Source organism: Fluviicola taffensis DSM 16823 (assembly GCF_000194605.1).
GTDB classification, from domain to species: domain Bacteria; phylum Bacteroidota; class Bacteroidia; order Flavobacteriales_D; family Crocinitomicaceae; genus Fluviicola; species Fluviicola taffensis.
Window position 1 is genome coordinate 1,775,018 of sequence record NC_015321.1, and the last position, 12,380, is coordinate 1,787,397.

Consider the following 12,380-nt stretch of genomic DNA (forward strand, 5'->3'; position numbering starts at 1 on the left):
ATAAAGACTTACAAGTAATAGAAAGAATGAGCAGCCTTTTGTTCCCGATTTAAGAATTCAAAATTCTGCATTAAAACCCTATCTTTGTAAAAAACAACAATTATGTCACACATCATCACACTCAGCGATTTTATCATGGAACGTCAAGCGGAATTTCCAGGTTCTTCTGGAGAATTGTCGCGTATTTTGAACGATATTTCGGTTGCGTCAAAAATTGTTTCAAGAGATGTGAGACGTGCTGGATTGGTGGATCACATTTTAGGTGCTCAAGGTGATGTAAACATTCAAGGTGAAGAACAACAAAAATTAGATGTGGTTGCTGACACACAATTCATCAAAGTGTTTGAATCGAGTGGTGAAATTTGTGGAATTGCTTCGGAAGAAAACGATGACTTTTTAGCCTTTACTTCTGAGCGTGCTAAAAGTGGAAAATACATTGTGTTGTTTGATCCATTGGACGGTTCATCGAATATTGATTGCAATGTTTCTATCGGGACAATCTTCTCTATTTATCGCAGAATTTCTGAAAAAGGAACACCTGCTACCTTGGAAGATATGTTGCAAAAAGGAACCCAACAAGTCGCTGCTGGTTATGTATTGTATGGATCTTCTACCATGTTGGTTTACACAACTGGACACGGAGTAAACGGATTTACGTTGGATCCTTCTATTGGTGAATTTTGTTTGTCTCACCCCAATATGCGCATGCCAGAAACTGGGAGAATTTATGCGATGAATGAAGGAAATATTCACGAATGCGAACAAGGAATTAGAGATTACGTGGCATTTTGTCAAGAAGTTCAGGAAGACGGAAGACCATATTCAGGAAGATACATTGGTTCATTGGTGGCAGATTTCCATAGAAACTTAATCAAAGGAGGAATTTACATTTATCCGGTTACGAATCAAAGCCCGCAAGGAAAATTGCGATTATTGTATGAATGTAATCCACTGGCTTTCGTTGCAGAACAAGCAGGGGGAATGGCTACAAATGGTACAGATCGTGTTTTAGACATTCAACCAAGACAGTTGCATCAACGTTGTGGGTTCTTTACTGGATCGAAACAAATGATGGAAAAAGCAATTGATTGCTTGGAGAAAGCACGAGCGAAATAATAGAGCGTTTAGTCAAAAAAACAGTTTTTCAGGAAACTATTTTCAAGTACGGATTTTCGCAACAAACTGAACTAAAAAATAGTGTTAATTTGCAGAACACTAAATCAGCTGTTTATGCGATTACTGATGCTATTTATTGCTACTTCAAGTATCTTTGTTTCTTCCTGTACGATTCAAAAAAGAACCTTCCGAAACGGTTACTACGTTTCTTGGAACAAACCGATTAAAGAAAAGAAACCCAAAGAGCTAAATGATGAAACGATCGTTTCTGAAATCCGCGGGAAGGACTCTGTTCAGAATGTGGAAGAACAACTTTCAGAGTTGTCTCATACAGATTCAATTTTTTCAGATTTAGCCGAGACACAAAAACGAGCAGACTCTTTATTTGTAAAGGAACCTGAAAAAATGGAGATGTCAACTCTTTCGGTGGTTTCGATTTTAAAAAAGGGTTTGAAGATAGAATCTGTGTTCTCAGCAAAAAAGCAACCTAAAAAAGAAGATAACTCAGAGCAAAAACTAGATCTTTTTGCGGCAAATTCGTTAGCGTTCGCATTGTTCTGTGGAGTGATGTTAGTGCTTTCAATTACAGCTAGTTTGCCTGAATCTCTTGTTTTTATAGGTGTTCTAGCGCTATTCATAACCATCGCATTCGCAATCGTTGCATTTATTCGAAAAAAGCGTCGTCCAGAGAAACACAAAGGAACATTTTTGGCAATCATCGCACTGGGTATTTTAGCTATGGGTGTTATTTTTTTCTTAGGATTTTTAATCTTATCAATTTGATATAACCCCAATTACTTCATCGTATTTACAACTGAGATATTGGGTAAAAACTGTGCAACTTTATCGTCTTTGTAGGGCTGACTTTTGCTTTCCAATAATTGTTTGCTTATTTCCGGTTGAGGAATCATTCTGCCGACAGCCAGTTGGCGATTATCGGGTTGTTTCAACACTTCTTGAACAAGTGTAATTGTGTCGTAAACAATCTTTGTAACAGTTGAGAACATTGGAATTTTTTGAAAAACAGTATCGTGTATAATTTGTACTGAAGGTGTCCCTGCAACTGAAATGTTTACCGGATTTTCACCGAAATTTAGTTTTAAGGAAGATTGACTTTCCCTTGGCCAGATAGCAATAAAAACAACAAGCATAGCAGCGACAGAAATGATGGCTTGATACAAAGGAATACTTTTGGTGAAGAATCCTTTCTTCTGAACAGGAATTACAAGTGGAAGTGGTTCTACATGCTCTTCTTCCATGTCTGATGTAGTACTTATTATTTTTCGCTGTAACTCATATTCTTCTTCCGAAAGATGCTCTAAAACAAAGCTTTTTTCTTCTTTCGTGAGTTTGTTAAATGATTTGGATTCTATCAAATCAAATAAGCGTTCGTGTAGCTCTTCCATAATTAAATCATTTTAAAGAGGGTTGTTTCAAAACTGGGGTCGTAAGGTTTCAGCTGATCGGTCATCTTTTTAGTCGCATAAAACAAACGCGACTTCACCGTTCCCAAGGAACAATCGGTTATTTCGGCAATTTCGTTCAGTGAAAAATGTTCCAAATACCGAAGTACGAAAACCGTTTTGTGAGGGTGTTCCAGATTATCAATACTTGTTTGTAAAGCTTTCAAGAACAAGTTTTTTTCCAGTTCACTTTCTCCCAATACTGAATGATGGATGGTTTCTGTATGTAGAGAAACTGTTTTTCCATGATGTCGATAAGCGGTTTTACACATGTTGGATGCAATCGTAAAAATCCAGGAATAGAACTTTTTATCTGGATCAAACAAATGCTTTTTTTCTAACAGTTTCAGGAAAATTTCTTGCACAAAATCCTGCGCCAAATCCACATCTTTATTCAACATTTTAATAAAGTACCCCAACAATTTTTTACTATAGCGAGCATGCAATTCCACCAATGCAGATTCTGCTTGCTTGGCGGAAAAAGGAGAGTGATGGCCCATTATCTGAACCATCAACTCTTCGTCGCTTTGTTGTTTATGATGTAACTTGTTCAATGGCTGCTTATTGAGGATTGGAGGAGTTACTCTTCATCGTTGAAAGCAATTCATTAATCTGCTTTTGCTGGTTATTTTGCTCAGCGATTTTTAGAAGTAGAATTTCTAATTCCTGTTTCTTTACAGTTTCCTCACTTTCGTTGTATTGCTGGTATAATTTAATCATGGAAGGAAGATACATTCCATTGAAATATTCTGCTTTCAGATTTCCAATATTATAGGAAAACACATCTTTCAAGTAATCCAGTAAATAGCGTTTTTCATAATTCCTGCGGATAATGGCGTTATTGTCAATACTAGATTCACTGTATTTGTATGCCAATCCTGTGAGGTATAATTTATCTCCAAACACCTCTTCAAAACCATTTATTGCACTAGCAGAAACATAGGCAGGTCTTTTCCCTTTAAAAAAATGCTCGTAAAATTTTTTTGAAACAGCTTTTGCTTCTTCTTCTGTTTTGGTTTCTTCGAGGATTAATGGTTCATAACCTAGTTTTTTCAATAGACCATTCCTATAGCCATCTATGTTAATCAAATGTAGATTTATGATGGTAACGTCTTTTCTAAAATTCTTTGCAGCTTGTACAATCCAAGGAGCATAGGTGTCGTTATCTCCATAAGTGAAAAGAATGGCGTTTTCATCCAGTTCCGAAAGGATATTATATCCCCAGTTCAGCATTCCAACAGGCAGTTCGTTGATTTCGAATAATCTTTTGGCGTATAAATTTCGTTTTTCGGGGTCATTTTGCAATTCATAATGAATCATGAGTAAATCCTGAATCAAAGGATCATCCGGACGCAAAGCTTGTGCATTCAGGAGGTCTTGTGCTCTTAGTTGGTTTTCGTTTTCCGAACTGTCATGGAAACCGTTTTCAGAGTATTGAATGAAATAGGCTTCAAAGCTTTTTGGCATTGCTTTCCAAACCTGTTCGTGAATGGATTTGCACTGAGAGTACCATTTAGTGCGCTCTTCTTCTGTTGGTGCTAGGTTCCTTAAAGCGCGATTAGCTCTGTAGTAATTAATCCAGGCCTCTCCGTTCTTATTGTTTTTATCCAGTTCAGCTTTCCAGAGTTTAACCTGTGTTTCGTACCAAGAAGGTTCTTTTTTTTCTTTCGCAATGCTGTAAACAGTTTCCAGTTTTTGAATTAAGACACCGTCTTTTTGTGAAAAGGTGTGTGAAGCGATCAAAAATGTAAATCCGATTAATAAATGTTTCATGTTCTTAATTTATGAAAAAATCAGCGCGCTTGATTTCTGGGTTTCTAAAAGGATTACTCAGCCGAAAGCAAAAGGTTCAAATGAGAAGTGGATTTTTTTCATAGAAAAATTCAAAAAAACAAAAACCCCCTCTATTTACGAAGGGTTTAAATAAAAATAAAGTTCGTCCAATCGCATTTTCCGCCAGCATACCTTAATGATTTAGGAAAATAATTGACGGATATAGCATTTTGTTCAAAACAAGAAAGCCATCGGTCAATAACTGATGGCTTTTCTGTGGACATACTACTACTACCTATTATACCACACCTAAAGAGGATTGATCGATAAAACTTTAATAACTGGTTTTAACGAATAAGATCCATTTCCTTGTGTTACGATACTTTTCTCTGCATCGAAATCAAGAACTAATTCGTATTCACTATTCGGAGCGAAGTCCGTGTTTAAATTAATTTTTAAGCCAGATTGTTGCGCAGATGGGGTTGCTAATGGATAATACAAGCTATCTACCATTACTGTGTTTTCGTCGCCAAGGATTAAGCGAAGTTGATTGATATGACCAGCTGGCAAAACACCTATGTTAACCAAGGTTGCAGAAACATCATTTTGTAAAGTCAACAAATCATACACTCCAGCGTTTGTTGGAAGATCCATCCAACCCTGATCATCATGATGAACTTGTACTTGCAGTACTTCTACATTGACTTGTTGGAAATCTCCTGGTGCATCCACCATCTTTACAGTCATCCTACTTTCTCCTACTTTCTTCTTACAGCCAGTAGAGAAAGCGAACAAACATGCTGAAGCGATTACCGCTGCGAATAAAGTCTTCATAATTTCGTTTTCACCCCTTCCCTAAAAGCCATGCCAAAAACAAAAACCATTGATTTTGTGTGAGTTAACTTGCTTTTGTTTTCCCAAATTTTTTCAAAATGAATTTGGATTTATCAATTTGAAATTTCAGAAAAATCACGATCTTTGCACCAACATTTACAAGGGGGTACAGTACGCTGTTCCCCCTAAACTGTTTATTCGAAAAATGCCATGGAACAGACACAATTTTTACAACTTTTCAAAAAGCTCAAAGGACTCGATGAAACTGCAAACTTATTGCAACAAGCGGAAATCCGCATTCACTGGAAAGGATTAATTGGTTCTTCTAAGTCAATCGCAGTGGCTTCGGTGTGTGAACAAGTTCCCGGAAATCATTTATTTGTATTGGAGGACAAGGAATCTGCCGCATACTTTTTGAACGATTTAGAACAACTGCTTCCAGACAATAAACACATCTATTTTTACCCAGCTTCTTACCGAACGCCTTACCAGCTAGAGGAAACCGATAATGCAAATGTGGTTGCTCGAGCTGAAGTATTGGAAAAAATAAATACTGGAAAAAATACGTGGGTGGTTACCTATCCACAAGCCCTATTTGAGCGCGTTCCAACGCAGAAACGACTTTCAGAAAACACCATGCGTGTGGAGCGAGGCAAAACCTATTCGATTGACTTTTTCAATGAGTTGTTGTTGGAATATGGATTCGAACGTGTAGATTTTGTCTATGAGCCAGGTCAGTTTTCTATTCGTGGGGGAATTGTAGATATTTTCTCGTTTTCTAACGATCAACCTTTCCGCGTAGAGTTTTTTGGTGACGAGGTAGATTCGATTCGAACATTTGATCCCGTTTCACAATTATCGATTAATACGCATACACATTTTTCAGTAGTTCCGAACGTACAACGCCAATTGGTTTTGAATGGAAATGGAACGTTTTTGGAATTCATTGGGAAACAAACAACCATTTGGTTGGCTTCGAATGATTTGGTGAAAGCGGCTTTGGAAAAAGATTATGAAAAGGCTGTAAAGGTTTATGACTCTTTGCCGAAGAATACAATTAAACACAGTTTGCCAAGCGAATTGTATATGCATCCTTCTGATTGGAAGGAACAATTGCCAGTGCACTCGATTGTGGAAATTGGACCTGAATACACTTTCAAAGCTTCCGAAACAATTACATTTGAAACACTTCATCAGCCGACATTTAATAAAGATTTCGATTTGTTGAAAGAAGATTTGCTAGCCCGTAGAAAAGCAGGCGCTACAAATATGATTTTTTCCAATCAACCCAAACAAATCGAACGCTTGTACCAAATTTTTGAAGACATTGGCGCGGAAGTGGAATTTGAACCGATGAATAGTGCACTTCACGAAGGATTCATCATTCCAAGTTTGAAGTTGGTTTGTTACACAGATCATCAAATTTTTGAGCGCTATCACCGATTTAAGCTGAAAGAAGGATTCCGCCAAGCGAAACAAGCACTGACATTAAAGGAAATTTACAACCTCCAAAAAGGAGATTATGTAACGCATATCGATCATGGGGTTGGCCAATTTTCAGGCTTGCAAACCATTGATGTAAGTGGGAAACAGCAGGAAGCTATTCGTCTGGTTTATCGAGATGGCGATGTGTTGTATGTGAGTATTCACTCGCTTCACCGCATTTCGAAGTTTACAGGAAAAGACGGCGCTGCGCCGAAGATGAATAAATTGGGAACTCAGGCTTGGGCTACTTTGAAGCAAAAAACCAAAAAGCGCATCAAAGAATTGGCCTTCGATTTGATTCAATTATATGCAAAACGCAAAAGTCAACCAGGATTTGCGTTTTCTCCTGATACTTACTTGCAAAACGAATTGGAAGCATCCTTCATGTACGAGGACACTCCAGATCAGTTAAAAGCAACACAAGCGGTAAAGGAAGACATGGAAAAAGAGACTCCGATGGATCGCTTGGTTTGTGGAGACGTTGGTTTTGGAAAAACGGAAATTGCTATGCGTGCGGCTTTCAAAGCGGTTGCTGACAGCAAACAGGTTGCAGTTCTGGTTCCCACAACGATTTTAAGTCATCAACATGCGCGGAGTTTCAAAGAACGTTTCAAGAATTTTCCCGCGAATGTAGATTACATCAATCGGTTTAAATCGGCGAAGGAAATTACGGCTACGTTGAAAAAAGTGGAAAGTGGTGAGGTGGATATTTTGGTGGGAACACACAAAATTGTCAGTGATAAAGTGAAATTCAAAGATTTGGGTTTAATCATTATCGACGAAGAACAAAAATTTGGGGTGGCTGTAAAAGACAAATTGAAAACCCTCAAAACAACTGTCGACACACTTACCTTAACGGCAACACCAATTCCAAGGACACTTCAATTTTCATTGATGGGTGCACGTGATTTGAGTATCATCAATACACCGCCACCTAATCGTCAGCCAGTTCTAACAGAAGTGATCACCTTCAATGAAGAAGCTATCCGCGATGCAATTTCGTATGAGGTAAGTCGCGGTGGACAAGTGTATTTTGTCAACAACCGTCTAGCAAACATCAAAGAGATTGCTGGAATGATTTCACGGTTGTGTCCAGGAGTTCGTGTGGCAATTGGTCACGGACAAATGGACGGAAAGCAGTTAGAAAAAGTGATGATGGATTTCATTCAAGGGGAATACGATGTTTTGATAGCCACTACCATTATTGAATCGGGAATTGATATTTCGAATGCGAATACGATTATCATCAACGATTCCCACATGTTCGGTTTAAGCGATTTACACCAATTGCGCGGTCGCGTGGGTCGCTCCAATAAAAAAGGATTCTGTTACCTCATTTCACAACCCATCAGTTTATTGACTTCTGAAGCACGCAAGCGCTTGGAAGCATTGGTTCAGTTCTCCGATTTGGGTTCTGGATTCAACATTGCGATGAAAGATTTAGACATTCGCGGAGCAGGAAATTTATTGGGTGGTGAGCAAAGCGGATTCATCTCTGAAATTGGGTTTGAGATGTATCAGAAAATCTTGAACGAAGCGATGGATGAATTGAAAGAAGAAGAATTCAAAGATTTGTATGACGACCGAAATACCGAATCAATGGGTGCTCACTACGTAAAAGACTGTGTTTTGGAAACAGATTTCGAGTTACGCATCACTGAAGATTACATCAACAATGTTTCAGAGCGTTTGAGTATTTACCAAGATTTAGACAATTTAAACACCAAAGAAGAAATAGAAGGATACAAACAACAGTTGATTGATCGTTTTGGTCCGTTACCGCGTGTGGTGAAAGAATTGTTGCGTTCCTTTGAATTGCGTTGGTTGGCACAGGAAATCGGCTTCGAAAAATTGGTCATCAAACAAGGATCAATGATTGGTTATTTTGTGGCAAGTTCTCAATCCAAGTACTATGATTCACCCATGTTTACACGGGTATTGAAGTACGTTCAGACAAACCCTAAAGATTGCAAAATGAGCGAGAAGAACGATCGTTTGCGCATGCTCTACAGCAATGTAATGAATATGGATCAGGCATTTGAGCGATTGGGGGAGATCATAAATTGATCTATTGCGCATAGTAAATTTGAAAAACAATATGCGTTTTTGTTTCGTGTAAAGAAAACAGGAAAATCTTTACACGTTTTTGTTTCATGTAAAGAAAACAGGAAAATCTTTACACGTTTTTGTTTCGTGTAAAGAAAATGAAGATATCTTTATATAAAACACTCAATATTATGATAACAAATTGGCATCCAACAAATTTGCCTCACACAATTGATTTAGAAACAAAAGCAATATTAAAAAAGTTAACAGGCGCGCATCGTGCACTTGCTGAATTAAAAGGAATTGCTCAGAGTATTCCCCAACAGGAAATCTTGATCAATACATTAGCATTACAAGAAGCCAAAGACAGTTCAGAAATAGAAAACATCGTTACCACTCATGATGAGTTATATAAAAGTTCATTGGAGGTTGGGGAAGCAATCTCTGCTCAAAGTAAAGAGGTTCAAAACTATATTGCAGCACTCAAAAAAGGATTTGCCATTGTAAAGAAAACAGAATTATTAACCGTTAATTCGATTCTAGAGATTCAGGAAGTGCTTGAACAAAACAATGCCGGCTTAAGAAAACAACCTGGAACAAGTCTGAAAAATCAAAAAACAGGTGAAATTGTTTATGAACCGCCTCAGCATGCTGAAGTTATTAAAAATTTGATGACCAACTTAGAGATTTATATCAATGATCAACAGCAATCCGATATCGATCCGATTATTAAAATGGCAGTAATCCATTTTCAATTTGAAAGTATTCATCCATTTTATGATGGAAATGGGAGGACAGGACGTATAATTAACATTCTGTATTTGGTTTTAAATGGATTGCTTGATCTACCGATATTATATCTCAGCAGATATATTATCAAACACAAAAATGATTACTATAGACTCCTTCAAGAAGTACGAGAAATAGAGAATTGGGAGGAATGGATTTTATTTATGATTGATTCAGTAGAACAAGTGGCAAAGAATACAATCACCTTAATTGTGAGCATTAAAGAATTAATGCAAAAAGTGAAAGTTCAGTTAAGAGATAATTACAAATTTTACAGTCAAGAATTACTAAATCACTTATTCAAACAACCGTATACGAAAATTGAATTCTTGATGACCGATTTGAGTATTAGCAGGGTTACGGCTTCAAGCTATTTGAATCAACTAGCAGAGGATGGTTTATTAATCAAACATAAACTTGGTAAATCAAACTATTATATAAACACTCAGTTGATGAACTTGTTATTTGCGATGGATTGAGGATCACTAATTTCCTTCCCTCAACAATTTACCCGCTTAAATCAATAATTACTAATTGATTCGAAAATTTGACCTAGCTTGCCAAAACTTTAACACTGCGAACATGAAATCACTTCTTTTCACTTGTGCATTGGGAATATTGGTTTCAATGAATGCTTTTGGACAAGAAATCCATTTGAATTGCAACCACCCAAATCCAACTACCGAATCACTTAAACAGATTAAGTCACTTTTAACACATTCTCAGAAATCCACGGATCTGAAAATTTTCCCGGTTGTGTTTCATGTGCTTCATCAAAATGGGTCCGAGAATATCAGTGAAGCACAGATTTATGAAGCAATGACATACTTAAATGCAGATTTTCAAAAGTTGAATGCAGATACGATATCTGTTGTAAGTCCTTTTGACACACTTATTGGCAAAGTCAATTTTGAATTTAGGCTTGCAACGATTGATCCAAATGGAAATCCAACAAACGGAATAACTCGAATTTTAACTCCTTTAACAACTGGAGCAAAGGAAAACTCTAAAATATATGGGTGGGATCCTTCGAAATACATCAATATTTGGGTAGTTAGAAGTTTTGAAGAGCCAATTAGCGGATTAACCCACAATCCGTTATCTCTTGGCCCAGACCCATGCGCAGATGGAATTATGATGTTGAATAGTTATTTAGGGTCAATAGGAACTGGAAATAGTCAAATGATTCATTTTTTGACTCATGAAATGGGGCATTTTTTTGGGTTGTATCATTTGATGGAAAACACAAATGCTCCTTTTGGCACCAATGATTGTGGTTATTCTGATGGAATTGAAGACACACCGCATACTTCAGAAGCATATTCTTGCTTTAATAATTTAAACACTTGTAATGATTCACTATATTCAGAAAGTTTCAACTATTGGGGATATGATGTTCCAGACATGGAGCAAAATTTTTTAGCGGCTAATTATTGCAGTCGGATGTTCACGAAAGGTCAAGTTGCCTTAATGCGCAGTGTGGCTGAAAGCCCAATTTATGGCAGAGCCCACTTATGGTCGGCTTCAAATTTAGTGGCTACAGGAACAGGTCCTGGCTCTGTAATAAGTTCAATTGTGCCTCCAAGCTCTGATTTTTCTTTTCAAACTAATACTTCTGGCGGTGTCCCACTTTATCAGGCATTGATTTGTTCTGGAAACAATGTTTCCTTTAATATTCAAAATGGGCAGCCTGCAGGAACTACTTATTTATGGTCATTTTCAGGAGCAGTACCTGCAAGTTCAACACTTTCAAATCCAACAGTGAATTATGGAAGCCCAGGGTTTTACGACGTAACTTTAACTGCAACTAATGCCAACGGTTCAAGTACCACGAGTCATTCTTCCATAGTTTATGCGAGTGATAGCTGGCCTGATTTTATTGGACCAATGGTTCAAGACTTTAATGTTTCGGGAGATTTTTGGTTGAGTCAGAATCTCAATGAAGACAATGGGTATTTCCAACGAATTGGAAATCATGGAACTCAAAATTCAGGATGCTTTTTATTGGGGAATCGGTATGAACCAGATACTACAAATCTTTGTTATTCGACGTCTATCCTTCAAACACAATTAAGTAAGGACAATCTTATTTCACCAGCTTTTGACTTATCCAATTCAACGTCAATAACCATTTCATTCGATTATGCATACGGTTCAGCAGTTATTCCTGATTCTGCGGCAACCGAAGTATTGAAAGTATATTATTCACGAGACTGCGGAAAAACCTGGGTTTTGAAAAAAACAATTGCAGATACAGCATTAATTACAGCTTTTGTCCCTCAAAACGCCAATTTTATTCCTGCTCAAAATCAATGGAGAACGATTTCTTTTCCTTTTACTGGAATTTCAACAGACAACAAAACAAGGTTCAAGTTTGAGTTCGTGGCTTCCAACTATTCGAATAATTTCTATGTCGACAATTTTGTAATTGATGGTGTTTTGGGAATTTCTGATAGTGAATTGTCTGGAATTGGAATTTATCCTAATCCTTCTCAAAAAGGTGGAATAATCACAATTTCTGGCTTGCCAAATTCAACTTCTCAATTACTGATTAGCGACATGCAAGGAAAATTGGTTTTCCAAAAAGAATTGTCTGATGGTTCTTCAGAAAGCGAAGTACAATTGAGCACGGATTTGAAATCTGGATGTTATTTGGTAGAGGTTACGCAAAACGGATCTAAGTTTTTGACTCGATTGATTCTTGAATAGGCAACTCAAAAACACGCTGAAATGTAGAAATTTAAAGGGCTGTTCGCAATATCGCGAACATGCAACCAAATTCAGAAGCTTTGTAGCTGATTCATTCCTTCAAGGAATAAAAAATACTCTCATACATGAATCCTAAATCAATAAAAAACCTCGATTCCGAAATAC

General features: G+C 37.3%; 9 protein-coding genes. 5 read left to right on the forward strand and 4 right to left on the reverse strand.

Translation table 11 applies throughout. The features are described 5' to 3' along the window. Window positions 1-102 precede the first annotated feature (102 nt). Together fbp and FLUTA_RS07825 are read left to right on the forward strand one after the other, a co-directional pair. Window positions 103-1,116 carry a class 1 fructose-bisphosphatase gene (fbp, locus tag FLUTA_RS07820; RefSeq protein WP_013686322.1) on the forward strand — a complete coding sequence of 338 codons (1,014 nt, stop codon included), beginning with the start codon at window positions 103-105 and terminating at the stop codon, window positions 1,114-1,116. Window positions 1,117-1,230: 114 nt separating this feature from the next. After that, window positions 1,231-1,899 carry a hypothetical protein gene (locus FLUTA_RS07825; protein ID WP_013686323.1) on the forward strand — a complete coding sequence of 223 codons (669 nt, stop codon included), beginning with the start codon at window positions 1,231-1,233 and terminating at the stop codon, window positions 1,897-1,899. A gap of 11 nt (window positions 1,900-1,910) precedes the next feature. On the opposite strand, the gene FLUTA_RS07830 is transcribed toward FLUTA_RS07825, so the two are convergent. The 4 genes from FLUTA_RS07830 to FLUTA_RS07845 form a co-directional block, all read right to left on the reverse strand. After that, complete coding sequence (locus FLUTA_RS07830; RefSeq protein ID WP_013686324.1) at window positions 1,911-2,522, reverse strand: hypothetical protein; 612 nt, start codon at window positions 2,520-2,522, stop codon at window positions 1,911-1,913. Between the two features lie 2 nt (window positions 2,523-2,524). Further along, window positions 2,525-3,133 (reverse strand): RNA polymerase sigma factor, encoded by a 609-nt coding sequence (locus tag FLUTA_RS07835; protein ID WP_148235409.1) that lies wholly within the window; start codon window positions 3,131-3,133, stop codon window positions 2,525-2,527. A gap of 7 nt (window positions 3,134-3,140) precedes the next feature. After that, window positions 3,141-4,352, reverse strand: coding sequence for a hypothetical protein (locus tag FLUTA_RS07840; RefSeq protein ID WP_013686326.1), 1,212 nt, complete (start codon window positions 4,350-4,352; stop codon window positions 3,141-3,143). Window positions 4,353-4,661: 309 nt separating this feature from the next. Then, window positions 4,662-5,186 carry a DUF4382 domain-containing protein gene (locus FLUTA_RS07845; protein WP_013686327.1) on the reverse strand — a complete coding sequence of 175 codons (525 nt, stop codon included), beginning with the start codon at window positions 5,184-5,186 and terminating at the stop codon, window positions 4,662-4,664. Between the two features lie 210 nt (window positions 5,187-5,396). Here FLUTA_RS07845 and mfd point away from each other — a divergent pair, with 210 nt between their 5' ends. The 3 genes from mfd to FLUTA_RS07860 all read left to right on the forward strand — a co-directional run bounded on the left by mfd (window position 5,397) and on the right by FLUTA_RS07860 (window position 12,215). Then, window positions 5,397-8,738, forward strand: a complete 3,342-nt coding sequence (mfd, locus tag FLUTA_RS07850; protein ID WP_013686328.1) for a transcription-repair coupling factor — start codon at window positions 5,397-5,399, stop codon at window positions 8,736-8,738. 170 nt (window positions 8,739-8,908) lie between these two features. Beyond that, complete coding sequence (locus tag FLUTA_RS07855) at window positions 8,909-9,985, forward strand: Fic family protein (protein WP_013686329.1); 1,077 nt, start codon at window positions 8,909-8,911, stop codon at window positions 9,983-9,985. Window positions 9,986-10,088: 103 nt separating this feature from the next. Continuing rightward, window positions 10,089-12,215, forward strand: coding sequence for a M43 family zinc metalloprotease (locus FLUTA_RS07860; RefSeq protein WP_013686330.1), 2,127 nt, complete (start codon window positions 10,089-10,091; stop codon window positions 12,213-12,215). Window positions 12,216-12,380: the final 165 nt, after the last annotated feature.